The sequence below is a fragment of the Desulforhabdus sp. TSK genome, assembly GCF_022836495.1.
Lineage (GTDB): Bacteria > Desulfobacterota > Syntrophobacteria > Syntrophobacterales > Syntrophobacteraceae > Desulforhabdus.
Map to the genome: position 1 here is coordinate 158,142 of NZ_BQXM01000001.1, position 19,580 is coordinate 177,721.

A 19,580-nucleotide genomic window follows, 5' to 3' on the forward strand; every position below is an offset into this window, starting at 1 on the left:
TTAATGTTCCGTTCCCTCTGTTTTGGACTGAATGCATTATGATCCCGAAAACATGCGCCATCATTCCCGCCGCGGGGCGCGGCCTGAGGATGGGCCGAAGCACTCCCAAGCAGTTTGTGGAGGTGTCGGGCAAGTCGCTTCTTGCCCACACCCTCGACACTTTTTCGGTGGCGCCGTTCCTTTCGGAGATCCTGCTGGTGGTGCCCGAAGACTTTCTCGACGAAGCCCGGGAGCTGATCCAGGGGCGCCCGTGCTCCGGCGCGGACGGACCCCTTTTTTCTGTCGTGGCGGGAGGGGCCGAGCGGCAGGACAGTGTGTACAACGGCCTGTGCCGACTGCCTTCCCATTGCCGCTGGGTCATGGTGCATGACGGCGTGCGCCCCTTTGCCTCCGTGCGCCTCCTGGAAGAAACCTGGAAGGCAGCCCGTAAATCCGGAGCGGCCATAGCGGCCCTGCCGGCTACGGATACCGTCAAGCGGGTTACCCATGGGAGCGTTCGGCAAACCCTCCCCCGTGAGGAGATCTGGCTGGTTCAGACCCCTCAGGTGTTTCAGAAGGAGATCCTGCTGCAGGCCTATGAAGAGGCCCGCAGAAAGGGGTGGACGGGAACGGATGATGCCTCCCTCGTGGAGCGCCTGGGCATTGACGTTGCGGTCATCCAGGGCGAGCGTTCCAACATCAAGGTCACCACTCCCGAAGATCTCCAATGGGCCGAGTGGTTTCTTTCCTCGAAAGCCGAGAGCACGGGGATAGAAGCGGCGGGGGGATGTCCATGAGAGTCGGGTTCGGCTACGATGTACACGCTTTTGTGGAGGGGCGCCCGCTTATCCTGGGAGGCATCGAAATCCCTCACACCCACGGGCTCCTGGGGCATTCCGACGCGGATGTGCTCCTGCATGCCGTTGCCGATGCGCTCCTGGGGGCGGCCGCGCTGGGAGATATCGGACGCCACTTCCCGGATTCAGACCCGGCATACAAGGGGATATCCAGCCTGCTGCTCCTGGAGCGTACGGTGGAGCTCATCCGCAGGGAGGGCTTCTCGGTTCACAACGTCGACAGCACCCTGGTGCTGCAGAAGCCTCGACTGGCGCCCTACATTTCCAGGATGGTGGAAGAAATTGCCCGGGTCATGGGCCTCCCGGTTTCGGCAGTCAATGTCAAGGCGACCACGACGGAAAAGTTGGGCTTCACGGGCCGCCAGGAAGGGGTTGCCGCCTATGCCGTGGTGCTGCTCAATGAGGCCGTTTGAAGGCGGCGCAGGGCGGGCCCAACACGTGCCCCGGTGCGCTGAAGTGTCTGAATGGAGATTACACGCATGGGATTGCAGCTGTTCAATACCCTGACCAGGAATAAAGAAGAATTTGTTCCCCTCGAACCGGGCAAGATAAGGTTTTATGTCTGCGGCGTGACGGTCTACGATCACTGCCACATCGGCCATGCCCGGTCGGCCATCGTTTTCGACGTCATCTACCGGTACCTCATGCATCTGGGCTATGAAGTCACCTATGTGCGCAATTTTACGGACATCGATGACAAGATCATCCGGCGGGCCAATGAAGAGGGAACAGACTACCGTACCATTGCCCAGCGCTACATCACCGCGTTTTACGAGGATATGGACGCCCTGGGCGTCCTGCGGCCCAACCTGGAACCCCTCGCTACGGACAACATCCCCGGCATGATTGAAATCATCCAAAAACTGATGGACAAGGGCATTGCCTATCAGTCGGGGACCGACGTGTACTTTCAGGTGGAGGGGTTTCCGTCTTATGGAAGGCTGTCGGGGCGGGCACTGGAAGATATGATGGCGGGAGCCCGGGTGGAGGTGGACGCCAATAAACGGAATCCCATGGATTTTGTCCTCTGGAAGGGGAGCAAGCCCGGTGAGCCTGCCTGGGACAGCCCGTGGGGACCCGGACGGCCCGGCTGGCACATCGAATGTTCCGCCATGGGCAACCGTTTTCTGGGAAAGACTTTCGACATCCACGGGGGCGGGAAGGATCTGATTTTCCCTCATCACGAGAATGAGATCGCTCAAAGCGAGGCGGCCTTCGATGCCCCCTTTGTAAAATACTGGATCCACAATGGATTTGTGAACATCAATAACGAAAAGATGTCCAAATCTCTTGGAAATTTCTTCACCATCCGGGATGTGCTCCAGCGGGTTCACCCGGAAGCGCTGCGTCTTTTCGTTTTGAGCAAGCATTATCGCAGTCCCGTGGATTTTTCGGATGAAACAGTGGCCGAAGCCGAGCGCGGCCTGGAAAAGCTTTACCACACACTGGCGGCGGTGAAGGATCGCACGCCCGCTTCCCAGGAGGGTGAGACAGCCGAAAAGGCCCTCCAGTCCCAGGATTCCGAGCTCTTCCAGGAAACATTGGCCCTGCCCCAGGCCTTCACCGAAGCCATGGACAATGACTTCAACACGGCTCAGGTCATCGGGTATTTCTTCGGTCTGCAGCGCCATCTGCAGCGCTTTCTCGACCGCTTCGGGCAGAAGAAGCTGAAAGGGCCGGCGGCGGCCCTGGCCCGAAAGGCGGCATCCACTCTGCGGCAGTACGCCGGAATCATGGGGCTGCTGAGTCTCGAGCCCGAAGTGTTCATGCAGGAGCAGAGAATGCTCAAGCTGAAAGCCACGGGGATGATGGCGGAAGAGGTGGAACGACTCATCGAGCTGCGACAGCAGGCAAGGAAGAACAAGGATTTCGCTGAAGGGGATCGCATCCGGAAGGAACTGGAAGACAAGGGCATCCAGCTGGAAGATACAGCGGGGGGAACGCGCTGGAGAGTCACCGTGTGATTGTACAAAAAGGGCGGACCTGCCGGGAAGCGCAGGCCCGCCCTTTTTGTGTGCAGGCAAGCCACCGACTTTTTCCGGAGGGTGGCCCTCCGCACAATTCAGGACGATGGTGCGTTGTGGACCATCAGGCTCTGCCGCAGCAGCTCCCGGGGACGCAGCCCTGAGCTCCAGGGCGGGATCCGCAGCAGCCCGTGTCGCCCGCTCCGGGCATCCTGCCTTCACCTTTCAGACCGGAAGCGCTGGAGGTGGCCGAAAGGAGCTTTTGAACCTTCGTTCCACCGCACTGGGGGCATTGGATCTGTTCACTGTCGGAAAACACGAGGTGTTCGCTCACTGCGGCACAGTCCGTACAGAGATATTCAAAAATGGGCATGGGTGCCGTCCTCCTGCTTGTTTGAGATTGAATCATCTCAGTGATGGTGGCCGCATCCGCCGCCGCCTGCATGGCCGGCGCAGGTATGTGCTGCCGTAAACTGGGGAAGCTTGCCGCTTTGAATCATTTCGACGTTTTGCCGCACCGTTCCCTGCATGGCCCGGAAGACGTTCAATCCAGCCGCCTGGAGCTTCATCAGGGCGCCCATGCCGATTCCGCCCGTGGCGATGCCGTCCACCTGGCGTCCGCCAAGGGCCTTGACCGGCTGGCACATGCCGTGTGCATGGTGCTGATCGCCGTTTTGAATCTCTTCGACGCCAAGGGTTTCCGTATCGACAATGACAAAGCCCGGGGCGGACCCAAAGTGCCCGAAAACGACGCTGTCCAAGCCCTGCAGATTTTCCGTGGGAAAACAGACCTTCATAACCTCAATCTCCAATGTGTAAGTGATCAAAAATTGACGGGATACATCACGTCCTCATGTGGTTAAAACTTAAGCGGATATATAGATTTTAATTTCACGGTTGTCAACCCGGGCTCCCGGTTCTGTCCGTCACGGCCGGAGTCGGCTGCCTTCTTGAAAAAATCCCTCAAAGGACTATATAAGTACCATGTTAATTTACTCAACGTTCAGGAGGCAGCCATGGACTCAAAGGAATTTGTCATTGCCAAGGAAGTATTCATCAAGACGGACCGGATTCAGGGCAACACCGTCATCTTAAAAGAGTCAGAGGACGATCCCAATTATTTCCTCATGTTTGTGGGAGATGCCGAAGTTACCGCTATCGCCAAGGAAAAGGGACTGGTGGACCCCAAACGCCCCCTCACCCATGAGCTTTACCTCTCCATCTTGAAAAAAACCGGCGTCGTCTTCGATCATATCGAAATCTTTTCCATGCAGGAAAACACATACTATGCCAAGGTCTATGTAAAGGTGGGGGATGACATGGAGATCTTCGACAGCCGGCCCAGTGATGCCGTGGCCCTGGCTCTCCATGAAAACTGCCCCATCTGGGTGAGCCGCAGCCTGATGCGGCGCGAATTGTCCCAGGCAGAAATTCAAGAATTTGAAATGATCATACGCACCGTCAAGTTCTGATTTTCCCCTTCCGCCTTCGGAACAGTTAGTTTCTCGTTGACTCGCGTCGACCTTTTGATTAGACGGGGCTTGATTTCCGGCCCTTCGAAAGAACGACGCGGGCCACCTGGACAGCCGGTATGCGCCGGCTTTGTCTTTTTGTGGAATTTGGCGCTCAGAGGTCCGGCAAACGGTTCCTCCATGTGCGAGTACGTTCCGCCTCCCCGTCACCCTGTGCAGTGCATTGAATCAAGTGAGGAAATTTACCCATGGGAATCCAAACGGCTTCCGCCACCTTCACCCGTTTTTTTGTTCCCGAGCCCGCGACGGAGGATTTCTGGAGCTTTGTGGAAGAAAAATTACAGGCCGGGGCTTTCAAAGAGCCCGACGAAGTCGAAGAGCAGTCTGTCGGCTTCGCGACCTGGGAGGACTTTTTCGAGTCGTCCTTCCCGTACGGGTCTTACCACAAGGGTGAATACGTGGCCTTCCAGTTTCGCTGCGATCAGCGCAGGGTTCCCGCCATCGTCGTGAAAAAATATATTCGGGATGCCGTCCGTAAGTTCCACAGTGAAAACAACGAAAAGTGGCCTTCACGCCAGGAAAGGCAGGAGATTCGGGAGAATGTCCAAAACTGGCTGCTGAACCGGTCCTTCCCTCAACCATCCGCCTGTGAAGTGGTATGGAATCCTGCGGCGAAATGGATGTTTGTCGGCACGACCGGCACCAAGATGCTGGATGCCTTCCTGGAGCACTTTGAAAAGCATTTCGGAATCTATCCCGTGCCCCTGTACCACGCTCAATGGGCTTTGAACCTGATTCCCCTCGACGAGCGACAAAAAGATGCTTTGAGCGCCCTGGTCCCGCTGCAGTCGCCTCAAAGCATGGAGGACGGGCGATTCCTGGGGTATGAGTTTCTCACCTGGCTCTGGTATTTCATTGAAAGCTCCGAGGGCGGAATCCGATTTCACGGCGCCACGGGCGAAAAGGAAGCGGAGCTGCACCTGGGAGAGCGTATGGTGCTGACCCTTCCGGGAGAAGGGAGGGAAAAGGTTGTTTGCACCACCCAGGCCAACTCCCTCCACGAGGCGCGAACGGCGCTTCAGCAGGGGAAGCAGGTCCATGAGATCCAGCTTTTCCTCATCATCGGCGAGGACGAATACCTGCTGACCCTGGACAGCGCTCTCTGGGCCGTGAAGGGACTCAAGACCCCCAAACAGTTGAAGGATTACGACGAAGAGGACCAGGATTCTCTGTTCCTGGAAAAGATGTACTTCCTGGAGGATGTTACCTCGGTCCTCAATGCGTTTTACGGGAAGTTCCTGCTGGAGCGTTTGAATCCCGGCTGGGAATCCGACAGCCTGCCGCTCCTCAAGCAGTGGGTCCAGGGGAACGGTGAAGTGCCGGCCCGGGAAGAAGCGGCAGGGGAGGAAGAGAGCGGCCCCGCATCCACTCCCTTTTGATGTGTTGCAAGAATGACGAAAGCGCCTTGAAAGGGACATGAACGTTCAACCGGCCTACGAAACATTTCTGGAGCTGCTCCGCACCCACTGGATGAGTGCGATTTTCATCCTGCTGACGTTGGTCACCCTGTTCGTCCTTTTGGGGTTCCGCTGGTGGCTGCGGCGGCGACTGCAAAAGCTCCTGGAAGAACGCTTCGAGGAAGAAAACGAGCTGGATCGCCTCCCGTCTCCCGGCCCGACCGACCAGGAAGCCCTCGCGCTCATCAAGTCGTTGCGCAGTGAGGTGTGGGAGCTGCCCGAATCGGAGCTCCTGCTGAGTGTGGATGCCCTCATGCAGCGCGGCATGGGGATCGTGCGCTCCGTGGCGAGGGTGTATCATTCCGGGGTGGAAGCTCCCCAGTACGCTGCCTCCATGGCTGAAATGCTTCAAATGATCCACCGCATCAGCGCTCGCCTGGCTCACCTCTCCACGGCAGCCCCCTTCAGTATTTTGGGCAATCGAAAGCTGAGCGAATATCAGCGCTACTATGAAGTCTATCGAAAGATCAACGAAAATCCCATTCTGCAGCTCTTGAAGCGCAATCCGCAGCTTTACAAACTTGCCCGGTGGGCCATGAACATCAAGAACCTGGGAAATCCTCTCTACTGGGCGGGAAGGGAATTGAGCCGGGAGGGGTATTTTTTCCTCCTGCGCTGGTTCTACCTTTCGTTCACCAGTCAGGTGGGGCGGGAAGCCATGCGTCTTTACAGCGGCCGCCATTTTCAGACGGAGGAAGATCGTGACGCCGCGCTGGTCTGCTACCGCCTGTACGCTTTCACGCGTCAATGGGGTGGACCGTCAGCCGTCGAGTGGTCCATTCTGGTAGATTACGTGACGCATCATGCGGCCCTGGAGTCCACTACCCAGCTGCACATACTCTCGCGATGGTCCCAGGACCGCCTTCCTAAAGATCTCGACGGGCAGACGCTCCAGACCCGCTCCGGGAAAAAGTGGTACAAAGAGGGGCTCAAACGCCTCCTGGACGGTGACAAAAAGCCCATCCCCCTGAAGTCTCAGCTCATCCGGGAAGAAATTGCGGCCATGGACAGGGAGCCCAAGGGTGCTGCGGATGCTGCATCTTATACTCCAAACGGATAAGATCGTGACTTATTGATAATCCTGTAGGAGCGGCTTCCAGCCGCGATGGAAATAGCTGGCTCCATCAGAATCGCGGCTGGAAGCCGCTCCTACAAATGTCAAGATTTTACCCGTTCGCAGTATAATAGTGCCATGAGAGATCCAGGCGCCATGAGGATCCTCAGACGTCTCAGCTCTCCTGCTGTATCCTGAGCAGGCGCAAACCGTTGAAAATCACAAGGAGCGAAGCGCCCATGTCGGCAGCAATGGCCATCCAGAGGGTTGCCGTTCCCCAGAGGGTCATGGCGATGAAGAAGATCTTCACACCGAGAGAAAACACGATGTTTTGCTTGATGACCCTGAGCGTCCTGCGGGAGTGCCGGATCAACCAGGGCAGTTTGGACAGATCGTCGGACATGAGGGCGATGTCGGCCGTTTCGATGGCGGCGTCGGTTCCCATGGCTCCCATGGCGATGCTCACCGATGCCACTGCCATGGCCGGCGCATCGTTGACGCCGTCCCCCACCATGGCCACATGGCCCCAGTCTTCCTGCAGCGCCGCCACAGCCCGGACCTTGCCCTCGGGGAGGAGCTCCGCACGGTACGAATCCACTCCAGTGGCGAGGGCCATCTTCCGGGCCGTCCCTTCGTTGTCCCCCGTAATCATGACGACGGCTTCGATGCCCAGTCGCTTCAGCTGTAAAACCGTTTCCCGCGCCTCGGGGCGCAGCTGGTCCGAGATGCTCATGAGGCCGCACACATGGTCCTCGCACCACATGATCACGAGAGAATGCCCTTCGTCTTCGACCCGAGTGGCCGTCTCATGAAACTCGGGCGTTTCGTGACGCCATTGCTCCAGAAGTCGGTGATTTCCAATCCAGTAGGATTTGCCGTGGAGTGTCCCCTGGGCTCCCTGCCCCGGAAGAATGGAGAAGTCCTCGGCCTGAGGACGTTCCATTCCCCTGGAATCCGCCAGCTTCAGAATGGCGCGGGCGAAGGGGTGTGTGCAATGGGATTCCAGGGCGGCGGCGTTGGCGAGTAGTTCATCCTCGGTGTGATGGTCTGTGGGGATGATCTGTTGCACCGAGGGTTCGCCGAAGGTGAGGGTCCCGGTTTTATCCAGGGCGATGGCTTTGATGCGTGCGGGGGCTTCCAGGAATGCGCCTCCCTTGATGAGCACCCCGTTGCGTGCAGCGGAGGTGAGGCCTGCCACAATGCTCACTGGAGTGGAAATGACGAGAGAGCAGGGGCAGGCGATGACGAGAATCACCAGGGCCTGGTAGAGCCAGTCGGCCCAGGCTCCGCCAAAGAGGAGCGGTGGTACGACGGCGATGAGGAAGGCGAGGGCCATCATGGTGGGGGTGTAGATGCGTGCGAACTGGTCCACCCATTGTTCGGTCGGGGCGCGGCGGGCCTGAGCTTCCTCCACCATGCGGATGATGCGCGAAAGGGTCGTGTCCGAAGCGGGCCGGGTAGATCGAAACTCGATGGAGCCTTCAGCGTTGATGGTGCCGGCAAACACTTCATCACCCGGCTCCTTGACAACGGGTGTGGATTCACCGGTGATGGGCGACTGATCGACAGAGGTGATTCCTCGCGTGACAACCCCATCCAGGGGGATCTTTTCCCCGGGGCGCACAAGGACGGTGACTCCCACCGGGATGTCCTCCACCGGCTTTTCCTCGATGTCCCCGTCGGTGGGGCAGATGAAGCGGGCTGTGGTGGGGGAGATATCCACGAGGGCCTTGATGGCCCGCCGCGCCCTTTCCACGCTCCAGGATTCCAGGACGAGGGCCAGGGAGAAAAGAAAACTGACGGAGGCGGCTTCGAGCCACTGCCCGATGGTCATGGCTCCCAGCACGGCGACGGTCATGAGGAGGTTCATGTCCGGTTGGAGGCGGCGGGCGGAAAAATAGGCCTTGGGTAAGACATACCAGATGCCGGCAAAGACGGCCGCTGCATAAAAGGCGATTCCCGCTGTCCCATGGCCGAGAGTGTCTGCGGGTCTTTCCCGCAGGGCCTCCAGGATGCTCCCCAGCCGGTAGGCTTCCAGTAAAAAACCCACCAGGATCAGAGCTCCGCTCGCCGCGCACAGTATCAGGCGACCGTGGCGCTGCCACATCCCTTCCTCCACGGCGCAAACGCCCGAGGCGCAGGCCTCTTCCCAGGGGACGGCTTCCATTCCGGTAGCGGCTACGACTTCCCTGACTTTCTGAGGTGTCACCGTTTCATCGGTGGAGACCACCGTCATCTTGCTGTTCAGCAGATCGAAGGTGAGGTTCAATTCTCCACCCACCAGGGGCCCTACCTGCCTCTTGAGGACAGCGATCTCCTCCCCGCAGCACATGCCCTTGATGCGAAAGGCCATTCGTTCCATTGCATCTCCGTTCTTGAAAGCGCTTTTTTTTATTATAATCCCGTTGGCCATTGCAGGCTCGTGGTTTCCATTGCGGCCTCATGCATTCAGAAGAAGCAGGGTGGACTGCGTCCGTTAGGCAGCAGTAGGGTGACTATGTCCACCAGGCAGTTTTCGCACGTGAAATTTCATCCGTGAGTAAGTAACAGTCTGAAAATTCGTTTGCTCGTCATTCCGGCTTAAAGACCGCCGGAATGACGAAATAAGGTGCATGCCAAGAGTGATTGACTCACTTTTCAGACAGCTTCTAAGCGTTGTGCCCCCTCTTTCCGTCAAAAAAAGGGCTCCAGGATGATGAGGGGCAGCTTGAAGGTTCGTTCCACAAAGCCGAAGAGCCCCGATCCGATGGCCGAGGGCGACAGGGGGATCACGGAGGGATCTTCGATGCTGCCGGAGACCTGGACGGGAAAGGCGATGAGGGAATCCCCCAGGGCCTTGCCCACCAGGGGAATGAGGGCAATGATGCGGTCCACGGTCCTCAGGGGAGAGACCAGGACCGTGAAATCCAGAGTCCTGTTTTCCAGGTCCATGCTGCCGCGCCACGCCATTTTCAGGTAGGGACCGTCGATGAGGCCTTTTTTGAGGGTGAGCTTCCCGTCGGCCAGGGTTCCTTCGGCATCGATGGAATCGTAGGCGAATCCCTCCTGGGTGAAATCCGGAAACTTGCCCCGATAAATTTCCGTGATATTGACGACGCTCAGAATCTTTGCCAGCAAGCCCATGCGATAGATGCGGCCCTTGTAGGCCTTGAATTCCAGATCGCCGTTCAAATCCCGCAGGAGGTTCATTTCCCCTGCGGCGGCCTTCAGGTCCCCTTTGAGATCGAATCGCCCGGTGATCAGACCGTCTTTGTTCCACAGGCAGGAGAGTGTGGGAGGAAAGTCGAGGTTTTCGACGTTCGGTTTGACTTCAAGCCGGTAGTCCCTGGGTGAGAACCGGATCGTTCCAGGTGTGGGAATCCCGCAGAGGCTCCCTTCCTCGAAGTCGATCTTTGTTTCATCCCCTCGTCGCGTGATCCTGGCCCCAACGTTGCTCCAGGTAAGTGTACCGAAGGTGAACCGGCCCGCTTTGAGCGTCGCGTTTCCCTGCAGAGTCAATGGCTGCGTCTCGGGTGCGGGTGTTCGGACTCCGGATTTTTTCTTGTCGCTGCGGTCTTCCGTCAGGTGCTGGAGCTGCTCCCAGTCCAGAGCGTCGGCCGAAAGATCCAGATTGACGATGAAGCCTTCCGCGGAAAAATCCACGTTCCCCTGAAAATTCAGAGTGCTGCCGGCCCATGTGCTTTGAGACGACTGGATGTGGATTTGGCGACCGGCAGCTTCGAGTGCTGCCCGTTCGATGGTGATGGGCTGCTTCAGCTTGCCCTTATACTGGAATCCTTCGATGGAGAACTTGCCACTGGCCTTGGATTCCAGGGGCGCCTCCAAAGAAAAATGCGCCTCGAAATTTCCTTCGAGGGTGCCCGTAAAATGGGGATTTTTGGCCAGCAAACCGTCCACGCTGGACCGTTTCAGCGTGCCGGCAAAGGACAGGTCGAATTCTCCCCGGCTCCAGAGCAGGGAGAGGGACGCATCGGAGCTGGCGTCTTTCACGGCGATCTTATTGATGGTCAGCGCCTCGGGTTCATGCGTCACATCGAGGTCTACCGTCGTGCCGTTGTTGCCGGTCATCTGGCCGGCGAAAGAGATCGCTCCCCCTCGAGCCCAGCTGAATTTTGCCCCGGTGAAACGCAGGGGAGATTGAAGTCTGAAAGGGTCGGGCAGCTGGATGAGGTTGGACAGGTAGGCGTTGCCCGCCTCTCCGACCTCGCCCCCCAGGGTCAGGTTGACTCCGCGAAGGCCCTGGGTGTACCCCTGAAAAACGCCCGACCCCGTCAGGGTGGTGTCCAGGATGCGAGCAGAACAGTCGTAAAAGGAAAGCCTCTCCTGGTTGACCTCCACCCGGCCCGTCTTCACCCCGAGGGAATCCGGGAGGAAGGAGGTTTTCATCAGGAAGTTCTCGGGCCTCCCCCTGGCTTCAAATACCCAGTCCCTGGGTTGGAGCACCGGCCCTTTGAGGTTGAGGGAGTCCAGCCAGAGGACTCCCTTCATGGATTCAAAGTCTTTGAGGAAATTCTTCACGGCGCCGTGGGTCAGGAGCCACGGGTAGATTTCGTCGAGGTCCACGCGGGATTTTCCCGTGGAGCCGACTTCCAGGGTGACTTTGCCTCCCCATTGCACTCCGACGGAAACATCCGAGAGCTGCGATTTGCCCACGCTGCCGCTCGCGGATTTTACCTGGACGGCATTGCCATGATAAGCGAACGTTCCTCCCTGAAGGTCGAAGGGAACAGGAAGCCTGCGATAGTGAGACTTCAGGCTGAATGAGGTGATGTCGAGGTCCGTCTTGACGGCGTCGAGGCTTTCGCCCAGGACTAGGCGGCCCGCCGCCCGGCCCTGGATGTTCTCCATGAGGCGCATTTCCCGCAGGAACGGCTCGTATTTCACCACGCGCTCCAGTATGGGAGGCAACTGCACGAGGTCTGCATCCAGGCTGATGTCCAGGTGGAAAGGAGCGGGCTTGTCTTCCCTTTTGAGTCCAACCACCAGGGTGCCTTCCCTGCCGAAGGATTTTTTTGCCCGGCCCTCCAGCCCGTTTCCGTGCAGAACGCTGTTTGAGATGAGCACCTCGCCTTTGGCGTCCTGCACTTCAAGTTCGATCTTGGGGACGACAATCGTTCCACCGATCATGTTGCCACGGATGACCATGTGATCCAGTTTCTTGAGGTCATCGAACTGGGTTCCCTGGATGTCGAAAGTGATGCGGGGCACCTGGCCGGCCCGTATGATCTCGAAAACCTTGGCGAGGGCTTCGTCTTTGCCGCCGAGGGCCAGCAGGACCTTACGGAGGCCTGCGGCGTCGATCTCGCTGCCTGCCAGGTTCAGGCTCACGAGAGGTGCCTGGGAGTCACGAAAATACTTGCATGTCAGGCCACCCCGGGGCGTGTCGAACTGAAGCTGGGAGAGGACCACCTCCAGTTGATTGTTGCCGCTTTGAATGGAGCCCTCGAGTTTTCCGCCCTTGAGGATGATCGGTTCATGGTTTTGCCGCAGCTTGAGAGAAGGAACGGACCCTTTGAACTGGGAACGGAAAGTTCCGGGTCCGTCGCTTTCGAAGGTAACCTCCAGGTCTGCTTCGCCCTCCTCCACCTGGCAGGTGGCGGCAGGGAAGAAGAAGTCCGTCAGTCTGTGAGGGATGAGGCGCGTGAGGACCATCTTTCCCTGGCTTTTGAGGGTCTGGGTGGAAAGGGACGACTTGAGGGAGATGGATTCGAAAAGGTCCGATCTGCACTGAATGTCCAGGCTGGGGTGGTCCGGGGAAAGGCGGATGTTGCCGTGAGCGTCCTTGAACTGGAACCTTGGGGTTGTCCCCTCGAACAGCGTGAGGCTCCCGTGGGAAAGGGCAATCTTCAGCTCTGGCAGCCTGGAGGCCAGCCCGACCAGAAACTCGACAGCCTTTTCCCTCGCCTGGATGTGCTTTGCAATGTCTTCAGGGGGTGCCTCCGTCCCTGGGGTCCCCGTCAATTGAAGATTCACTTCGGGGGCGTTGCAAAGGATGAAGGCGATGCGCCCCTCTCCACGGATCAACGCAAAGAGGTTGGGAAGGACCTCCAGGGATTCCATGGAGACATTGAACCTTCCTGGAGATGACAGAAGGGGGTAATGAAAAACGACACGCGGATAAGGGAAGAGGGAGAGGCGCACCTCCCTGTATTGCAGCTCGTAACCCGTTTTGGCACGGAACGCTTCAGTGATTCTCTTGTCGATAAGTTCCATGAGGCTGGTCCTGGGGATGATCAGCGCGGCTGCGACAGCCAGCACCAGGAGCATTCCCAGAATGCCCGTGAACCAGAGGGCTGCTTTTTTCAGTGGTATTGTCCTCGCATTGTTTGTGCAACTTCCAAATGACACCGTGCCATGGACTCGCGGGCGAATCACCTGAAAGACTCCAGTATGTCGCAGCGAGCGTCATCACCTGGTCCGGGAGATTTTGAAGTCAATGCTGTTGAGTTAACGTCACCCCGTTGAAAACCGGGGTCCAGAACGTCTCTATTGTCCTGGATTCCGGCTTTCAACGGAATGACGAAAGCAGGTCAAGTCACCAACATTGGGTTTTGAAGTCCCCCTTTGCAGGGAAATTTCATATTTCCCAGACTATATGATGATTTTCCCTGCGACACAATAGGGAGAGAAATGCTGTTGCGATGCTTGACTTTATCGTTTCAGTCGTTAAAATTCAACTTCTGTCGGAAGCTGTACCAACCATCAAAAAGGGGGCGAAACGGGTTCGACGGAGGTAAGGAAGCTCAAGTTGCATGCCGAGGTCCTGGTTCCTCGTTAAACCATCGGGACAAAAAACAAACGCAGACGATTATTCGTATGCTGTAGCCGCGTAAGCGGCTACCGTTTCTCTGGTTTTTTCTTGCGGAACCAGCAGGAGCGTCGACTCAGCGAGATGGTCTTTGGCATGACGCCTGCAGTGCCAAAGGCGAGATCCTGTAGGCTAGCCTAATGGAAATCCTGCTCGTGGGAGTTCTCCAAGGCGAAACTCAAAACGCGAGATAAGCATGTAGTAACTTCAGTGGATTACTTTCGGACGCGGGTTCAACTCCCGCCGCCTCCACCAATTACAAAAGACAAACCCGTCCGCCAACCGCGTCCGGTTGTGAGACGGTTTTCCTTCAAATCTTCATCGGCTTACGTCGCTTTTGGTGTTTTTGGCCTTTCGGCATTATCACTCCTTTTTCGGGAAGTCGGCCATATCCCGCTTCTCTTTCGGCAGAGAATTCTCCGAATTCTTCCCCCCAATCTCCGGACCTCGTCCGGACTCCTGTATCCTTTGATTCAACCGCTGCTCGGCGATTTCGCCAGCCTGCGCGTGACCGCAAGCGGACAGGTCGGCAAATGCTGAAAAACCTGCCAACCTTCCACTTTCCACCTGCATTTGCACCTGCTATATTGAAGGCCGTGATTGTACGTTGGCAAATTGCGTTCGCTCGCTGGCATTAAACCGTTAGCGTACCAGGAATTGAGGCAAACCAATATGGCAAAGGCACCGGAAAATTTTGCGGAGACGGTCAAAGAGGTCCGCCAACAACTGGGGCTCAGCCAGGAAGAGCTGGCCCACGAGCTGGGCGTGAGTTTTTCCACGATCAACCGCTGGGAAAACAGCAAGACGGTTCCCTTCAAACTGGCGAGGAGGCAGTTTGAAGCTTTTTGTGAGCGGATGAAAGAACAGGGGAAGTTGGCCTGATGAACAAAAAACAGCTTTCCGAACGCGATATCTGCACAAAGTACATTACACCCGCCCTGGAGAAGGCGGGCTGGGATGTCACGACCCAGGTCCGTGAAGAGTTTCCTCTCACCAAGGGACGCATCATCGTGCGTGGCATGCTGCATACCCGCGCCAGGCAAAAGCGCGCCGATTATGTCCTGTTTTACAAGCCGAATATTCCCATTGCCATTATCGAAGCCAAGGACAACAACCACACTGTTGGTGATGGCATGCAACAGGCGTTGGGCTATGCCGACATGCTGCAAGTGCCGTTTGTGTTCAGCTCCAACGGCGATGGGTTCCTGTTTCACAACAAGATTGCCTCAGACGGTGTTATAGAGCGTGAGCTTGCACTCCACGAATTCCCCGCTGCGGAAACGCTGTGGCAATGGTGGGCGCAGCACCGTGGCCTGAACGATCAGCAGAATGCACTGATCACGCAGGATTATTTCAGCGACGGCAGCAATAAAAGTCCCCGCTATTACCAGCTGCTGGCCATTAATAAGACCATTGAGGCAATCGCTCGCGGCCAGAATCGTATCCTGCTGGTCATGGCCACCGGCACCGGCAAGACCTTCACCGCCTTTCAGATCATCTGGCGGTTGTGGAAGTCCAAGGCGAAAAAACGCATCCTGTTTCTTGCCGACCGCAATATTCTCATCGACCAGACTATGACCAACGACTTCAAGCCGTTCGGCTCGGCCATGACCAAGATCCAGAAGCGGCAGGCCAACAAGTCCTACGAGATTTACCTTTCCCTCTATCAGGCCGTCACCGGCAACGAGGAAGAGAAAAACATCTACCGGCAGTTCAGCCCTGACTTTTTCGATCTCATCATCATTGATGAATGCCATCGGGGCAGCGCAGCCGCCGATTCGGCCTGGCGGGAAATCCTCGAATACTTTACCTCCGCCACCCAGATCGGTCTTACCGCCACGCCCAAGGAGACCAAAGAAGTCTCCAACATCGACTACTTTGGCGACCCCATCTATACCTACAGTCTCCGGCAGGGAATTGACGACGGCTTTCTGGCCCCCTACAAGGTCGTGCGCATCGATCTCGACCGGGATTTGACGGGTTGGCGGCCCGACAAAGGGATGATCGACAAGTACGGCAACGAGATCGAGGATCGCATTTACAATCAGAAGGATTTCGACAAGACCCTGGTCCTTGAGCAGCGCACCCTCCTGGTGGCAAAAAAGATCACTGAGTTTCTCAGGCAGACCAACCGCTTCGACAAGGCCATCGTCTTCTGTGAAAACATCGACCATGCCGAGCGCATGCGCCAGGCCCTGGTCAATGAAAACGCCGACCTGGTGGCGCAGAACAGCAAATACGTCATGCGCATCACCGGCGACAACGAGGAAGGCAAGGCCGAGCTCGACAACTTCATCTTTCCGGAGAGCAAATACCCGGTTATTGCCACCACCTCCAAGCTGATGACTACCGGCGTGGACGCGCAGACCTGCAAACTCATCGTGCTCGACCAGCGCATCCAATCCATGACCGAGTTCAAGCAGATCATCGGGCGCGGCACCCGCATCAACGAAGATTACGGCAAGTACTACTTCACCATTATCGACTTCAAAAAGGCGACCGAGCTGTTTGCCGATCCTGATTTCGACGGCGATCCGGTGCAGATTTACGAACCCAGCGGGGATCAGTCACCGGTGCCGCCGGATGTTCCCGTTGATCCCGAAGTTGGCGGTGGCGTCACTTACCCGGAACCCGGCGAGGATCAGGAGTGGACCGGCGTCGCCGAACCCGGCCCCGAAGAGGTTGGTGGCGGAGTTCGCCGTTATGTGGTGGCCAATGTCGAGGTCAAGGTCGCTGCAGAGCGGGTCCAGTACTTCGATGCCAACGGCAAACTGATCACTGAATCCCTTAAGGACTACACCCGCAAGGCCCTGTCCGGGGAATATGCCTCCCTCGACGATTTCCTCCGCCGCTGGAGGCGCACCGAGAAGAAGCAGGCCATCATCGATGAGCTCTCAGAACAAGGGGTGTTCTTCGATGCCCTTGCCGATGAGATCGGACGGCAATCCGGCAAAGAATTTGATCCCTTCGACCTGGTCTGCCACGTCGCTTGGGATATGCCGCCCCTCACCCGCAAGGAGCGGGCTGAACAGGTGAAGAAGCGCAACTACTTCACCCAATACGGAGAGCAGGCCCGCCGCGTGCTGGAAGCCCTCCTCGACAAGTACGCCGATGAAGGCGTGGCCCACATCGAAGAGACGCAGATTCTCACCGTTGCCCCCTTTACCCAATTCGGCACCCCCCTGGAAATCATCCGCGCCTTTGGTGGGCTGAATCAGTATCAGCAGGCTGTCAACGAGCTGGAGCAGGCCCTCTATAGCGCCTGACAAAAGGAACTGGAGATAAAACCGCTATGTCACTCACCACCCTGATCAAGGCCATTCAGGATATCATGCGCAAGGATGTCGGCGTCGATGGCGACGCTCAGCGCATCAGCCAGATGGTCTGGCTGATTTTCCTGAAGATCTTCGACGACAAGGAACAGGAGTGGCAGTTCACCGTGCCCGGCTACAAGTCGCCGCTGCCCAGCCGTTTCCGCTGGTCCAGCTGGGCCAAGAACCCCGAGGGGATGACCGGTGAGGAGCTGATCGACTTCGTCAACAATGACCTCTTCCCGGCGCTCAAGAAACTGGCCACCGCCGCCGGTGTTACGTCCCATGGCAAAGTGGTCGGCTCGGTGTTCGAGGACGCCTACAACTACATGAAGTCCGGTACCCTGCTGCGCCAGGTGATCAACACCATCGAAGAGGATGTGGACTTCAACAAATCCGGCGACCGTCACCTGTTCAACGACATCTACGAAAAGATCCTCGCCGACCTGCAATCGGCCGGGAACGCTGGCGAATACTATACCCCCCGCGCCGTCACCCGGTTCATGGTCGACATGCTCGACCCCCAACTCGGGCAATCCATCCTCGACCCGGCCTGCGGCACCGGCGGCTTTCTGACCTGCGCCATCAAGCATCTGAACAAGCAGGTCAAAACCGCCGACGACCGCAAGCGCCTGCAGGACTGTATCCACGGCGTGGAGAAGAAGCCGCTACCTCACATGCTGGCCATGACCAACATGATGCTGCACGGCATCGACGTACCCACCAACGTCCGCCACGACAATACCCTGAGCCGCCCGCTCAAGGATTACGGCCCCCGCGATCGGGTAGACCTGATCATCACCAATCCGCCCTTCGGTGGCATGGAAGAGGACGGCATCGAGAACAACTTCCCGCGCAAATACCAGACCCGCGAGACAGCCGACCTCTTCATGGCGCTGATCATGCATCTCTTGAAGCACGACACCGGCAAGGCCGCCGTGGTCCTGCCAGACGGCTTTCTGTTCGGCGAGGGGACCAAAACCACCCTCAAGCGCGAGCTGCTGGAGGAGTTCAATCTGCACACCATCGTGCGCCTGCCCAAAGGGGTGTTCAGCCCCTACACCAGTATCGCCACCAACATCCTTTTTTTCGAGAAAGGCGGGCCTACGAAAGATGTCTGGTTCTTCGAGCACCCGTATCCTGAGGGCTACAAGTCCTACTCCCGCTCTAAGCCCCTGACCATCGCCGAGTTCGATCTCGAAAAGGCCTGGTGGGGCGGATCCGGGCGCAAAGGGCGCAAGACCACCGAGCAGGCCTGGAAGGTCTCGGCCAAGGAGCTGGCCGAGCGCACCTACAACCTGGATTGCAAGAACCCGCACGAGGTGGAGGTCAACCACCGCGATCCGGAAGAGCTGATGGCCGAATACCAGCAGATCGTCCAACAGCTCGAAGCGGCGCAGGCAGCCTTGAAGAGCGAGCTGATAGCCTGCCTCTCATCAAATAAGCGGAGCAAGGCATGAGCAGGAAGAAACAATCCGGCAAGGAAGTATCCATTGTCCGCTCCTCGGCTGCCGAATACCTCACCTTTGTCGCCGCCAGTGGCAGCGGTGGTGTCGAAGCGGTTTACGCCGATGAGAGTATCTGGCTGTCCCAGAAAATGATGGCCACGCTCTACGACGTGAACGTGCGCACGGTGAACGAACACCTGAAAAAAATCTTTTCCGACAGCGAGTTGCAGGAAGATTCAGTTATCCGGAAATTCCGGATAACTGCCGCCGACGGCAAGAGTTACAACACCCTGCACTACAAGCTGCCTGCCATCATCGCCGTGGGTTACAAGGTCAACTCCGAACGGGCCGTTCAGTTTCGCAAGTGGGCCACCACCATCATCGAGGAGTACACTATCAAGGCCTACGTCATGGATGACGAGCGCATTAAAAGCGGCGGCTCCATCCTTACGGAACAGTACTTTGAAGAACAGCTCCAGCGTATCCGCGAGATCCGCCTCTCCGAGCGCAAGTTCTACCAGAAGATCACCGACATCTACGCTACAGCCATCGACTATGACGTCACCGCTCAGGCCACCAAGCGCTTTTTCGCCACCGTGCAGAACAAACTCCACTGGGCCATCCACGGCCAGACGGCGGCGGAGGTCGTCATCAACCGCGCAAATGCCGAAAAACAGCACATGGGCCTGACCACCTGGAAGGATGCCCCGAAAGGGAAAATCCAGAAGTTCGACGTCAGCGTGGCCAAGAACTACCTGACCGAAGATGAAATGGTACAACTGACACGGTTGGTCAACGCCTACCTGGATGTGGCCGAAGACATGGCCTTGCGCAAGATCCCCATGACCATGCAGGACTGGGAAACCCGCCTGAACAAGTTTATTGAAGCCACCGACCGTGAAATTTTGCAGGCTGCTGGCAAGGTCACAGCGGAGATCACCAGGGCCCACGCTGAAAGCGAGTTCGAGAAATACCGCATCGTGCAGGACCGGCTGTTTGAAAGTGACTTCGACCGGATGCTGAAGCAGATCGAGGCCGTTCAAAAACCGGGGGACGGCTATGAATAACGGGATGGTCTCACACGAAGGCACGAAGACACGAAGAAAAAAAGATTTTTGTGACCGTCATACCCGTGCAGGTGGGTATCCAGTCCTACAACGGTCATTTATC

General features: G+C 57.4%; 15 protein-coding genes and 1 other RNA gene. 11 read left to right on the forward strand and 5 right to left on the reverse strand.

Going from position 1 to position 19,580, the window contains the following annotated elements; all coding sequences use genetic code 11:
• Positions 1-38 precede the first annotated feature (38 nt).
• The 3 genes from ispD (at position 39) to cysS (ending at position 2,800) form a co-directional block, all read left to right on the forward strand.
• On the forward strand, positions 39-776 hold the full coding sequence (gene ispD / locus MWC30_RS00785; protein ID WP_244082237.1) for a 2-C-methyl-D-erythritol 4-phosphate cytidylyltransferase: 738 nt from the start codon (positions 39-41) through the stop codon (positions 774-776).
• The gene (ispF, locus tag MWC30_RS00790; protein WP_244082238.1) at positions 773-1,249 is read left to right on the forward strand and encodes a 2-C-methyl-D-erythritol 2,4-cyclodiphosphate synthase; all 477 of its coding nucleotides are present in this window, start codon (positions 773-775) and stop codon (positions 1,247-1,249) included. The genes ispD and ispF overlap by 4 nt, the downstream gene beginning before the upstream one ends.
• A gap of 66 nt (positions 1,250-1,315) precedes the next feature.
• The gene (gene cysS, locus MWC30_RS00795) at positions 1,316-2,800 is read left to right on the forward strand and encodes a cysteine--tRNA ligase (protein WP_244082239.1); all 1,485 of its coding nucleotides are present in this window, start codon (positions 1,316-1,318) and stop codon (positions 2,798-2,800) included.
• 124 nt (positions 2,801-2,924) lie between these two features.
• Here the strand turns inward: cysS and MWC30_RS00800 are convergent, their stop codons facing one another.
• On the reverse strand, positions 2,925-3,173 hold the full coding sequence (locus MWC30_RS00800) for a zinc ribbon domain-containing protein (RefSeq protein ID WP_244082240.1): 249 nt from the start codon (positions 3,171-3,173) through the stop codon (positions 2,925-2,927).
• Between the two features lie 37 nt (positions 3,174-3,210).
• Positions 3,211-3,597 carry a NifB/NifX family molybdenum-iron cluster-binding protein gene (locus MWC30_RS00805; protein ID WP_244082241.1) on the reverse strand — a complete coding sequence of 129 codons (387 nt, stop codon included), beginning with the start codon at positions 3,595-3,597 and terminating at the stop codon, positions 3,211-3,213.
• 219 nt (positions 3,598-3,816) lie between these two features.
• Here MWC30_RS00805 and MWC30_RS00810 point away from each other — a divergent pair, with 219 nt between their 5' ends.
• The 3 genes from MWC30_RS00810 to MWC30_RS00820 all read left to right on the forward strand — a co-directional run bounded on the left by MWC30_RS00810 (position 3,817) and on the right by MWC30_RS00820 (position 6,849).
• Positions 3,817-4,272 (forward strand): bifunctional nuclease family protein, encoded by a 456-nt coding sequence (locus tag MWC30_RS00810; protein ID WP_244082242.1) that lies wholly within the window; start codon positions 3,817-3,819, stop codon positions 4,270-4,272.
• A gap of 248 nt (positions 4,273-4,520) precedes the next feature.
• On the forward strand, positions 4,521-5,711 hold the full coding sequence (rdgC, locus tag MWC30_RS00815) for a recombination-associated protein RdgC (protein WP_244082243.1): 1,191 nt from the start codon (positions 4,521-4,523) through the stop codon (positions 5,709-5,711).
• 37 nt (positions 5,712-5,748) lie between these two features.
• Positions 5,749-6,849: a hypothetical protein gene (locus MWC30_RS00820; RefSeq protein WP_244082244.1), complete on the forward strand. Its 1,101-nt coding sequence runs from the start codon at positions 5,749-5,751 to the stop codon at positions 6,847-6,849.
• Positions 6,850-7,018: 169 nt separating this feature from the next.
• Here the strand turns inward: MWC30_RS00820 and MWC30_RS00825 are convergent, their stop codons facing one another.
• Both MWC30_RS00825 and MWC30_RS00830 read right to left on the reverse strand, forming a co-directional pair.
• Positions 7,019-9,205 (reverse strand): cation-translocating P-type ATPase, encoded by a 2,187-nt coding sequence (locus MWC30_RS00825; RefSeq protein WP_244082245.1) that lies wholly within the window; start codon positions 9,203-9,205, stop codon positions 7,019-7,021.
• 311 nt (positions 9,206-9,516) lie between these two features.
• Positions 9,517-13,218, reverse strand: a complete 3,702-nt coding sequence (locus MWC30_RS00830) for a DUF3971 domain-containing protein (RefSeq protein WP_244082246.1) — start codon at positions 13,216-13,218, stop codon at positions 9,517-9,519.
• A 334-nt stretch (positions 13,219-13,552) separates the two neighbouring features.
• Here MWC30_RS00830 and ssrA point away from each other — a divergent pair.
• Positions 13,553-13,906: a transfer-messenger RNA gene (gene ssrA, locus MWC30_RS00835) on the forward strand.
• A gap of 108 nt (positions 13,907-14,014) precedes the next feature.
• Here the strand turns inward: ssrA and MWC30_RS00840 are convergent.
• On the reverse strand, positions 14,015-14,224 hold the full coding sequence (locus tag MWC30_RS00840) for a hypothetical protein (RefSeq protein WP_244082247.1): 210 nt from the start codon (positions 14,222-14,224) through the stop codon (positions 14,015-14,017).
• Positions 14,225-14,323: 99 nt separating this feature from the next.
• Here MWC30_RS00840 and MWC30_RS00845 point away from each other — a divergent pair, with 99 nt between their 5' ends.
• From MWC30_RS00845 to MWC30_RS00860, 4 genes are read left to right on the forward strand one after another with little or no spacing between them, the layout of a single operon-like run.
• Positions 14,324-14,533 carry a helix-turn-helix domain-containing protein gene (locus MWC30_RS00845; protein WP_244082248.1) on the forward strand — a complete coding sequence of 70 codons (210 nt, stop codon included), beginning with the start codon at positions 14,324-14,326 and terminating at the stop codon, positions 14,531-14,533.
• Positions 14,533-16,917 (forward strand): EcoAI/FtnUII family type I restriction enzme subunit R, encoded by a 2,385-nt coding sequence (gene hsdR / locus MWC30_RS00850; RefSeq protein WP_244082249.1) that lies wholly within the window; start codon positions 14,533-14,535, stop codon positions 16,915-16,917. Before MWC30_RS00845 ends, hsdR begins: the two co-directional genes overlap by 1 nt.
• 26 nt (positions 16,918-16,943) lie before the next feature.
• Entirely contained in the window at positions 16,944-18,422 is a 1,479-nt protein-coding gene (locus MWC30_RS00855; protein WP_244082250.1) for a class I SAM-dependent DNA methyltransferase, read from the forward strand.
• Positions 18,419-19,477, forward strand: coding sequence for a virulence RhuM family protein (locus MWC30_RS00860; protein ID WP_244082251.1), 1,059 nt, complete (start codon positions 18,419-18,421; stop codon positions 19,475-19,477). Before MWC30_RS00855 ends, MWC30_RS00860 begins: the two co-directional genes overlap by 4 nt.
• Positions 19,478-19,580: the final 103 nt, after the last annotated feature.

What these genes read in the sequence shown, in the direction of transcription:
- hsdR (WP_244082249.1), top strand. Translation starts at nt 14,533, where the DNA reads ATGAACAAAAAACAGCTTTCCGAACGCGATATCTGCACAAAGTACATT.
- MWC30_RS00845 (WP_244082248.1), top strand. Translation starts at nt 14,324, where the DNA reads ATGGCAAAGGCACCGGAAAATTTTGCGGAGACGGTCAAAGAGGTCCGC.
- MWC30_RS00800 (WP_244082240.1), bottom strand. Translation starts at nt 3,173, where the DNA reads ATGCCCATTTTTGAATATCTCTGTACGGACTGTGCCGCAGTGAGCGAA.
- MWC30_RS00860 (WP_244082251.1), top strand. Translation starts at nt 18,419, where the DNA reads ATGAGCAGGAAGAAACAATCCGGCAAGGAAGTATCCATTGTCCGCTCC.
- MWC30_RS00840 (WP_244082247.1), bottom strand. Translation starts at nt 14,224, where the DNA reads ATGCAGGTGGAAAGTGGAAGGTTGGCAGGTTTTTCAGCATTTGCCGAC.
- ispD (WP_244082237.1), top strand. Translation starts at nt 39, where the DNA reads ATGATCCCGAAAACATGCGCCATCATTCCCGCCGCGGGGCGCGGCCTG.
- MWC30_RS00810 (WP_244082242.1), top strand. Translation starts at nt 3,817, where the DNA reads ATGGACTCAAAGGAATTTGTCATTGCCAAGGAAGTATTCATCAAGACG.
- ispF (WP_244082238.1), top strand. Translation starts at nt 773, where the DNA reads ATGAGAGTCGGGTTCGGCTACGATGTACACGCTTTTGTGGAGGGGCGC.
- MWC30_RS00825 (WP_244082245.1), bottom strand. Translation starts at nt 9,205, where the DNA reads ATGGAACGAATGGCCTTTCGCATCAAGGGCATGTGCTGCGGGGAGGAG.
- cysS (WP_244082239.1), top strand. Translation starts at nt 1,316, where the DNA reads ATGGGATTGCAGCTGTTCAATACCCTGACCAGGAATAAAGAAGAATTT.
- MWC30_RS00820 (WP_244082244.1), top strand. Translation starts at nt 5,749, where the DNA reads ATGAACGTTCAACCGGCCTACGAAACATTTCTGGAGCTGCTCCGCACC.
- MWC30_RS00855 (WP_244082250.1), top strand. Translation starts at nt 16,944, where the DNA reads ATGTCACTCACCACCCTGATCAAGGCCATTCAGGATATCATGCGCAAG.
- MWC30_RS00805 (WP_244082241.1), bottom strand. Translation starts at nt 3,597, where the DNA reads ATGAAGGTCTGTTTTCCCACGGAAAATCTGCAGGGCTTGGACAGCGTC.
- rdgC (WP_244082243.1), top strand. Translation starts at nt 4,521, where the DNA reads ATGGGAATCCAAACGGCTTCCGCCACCTTCACCCGTTTTTTTGTTCCC.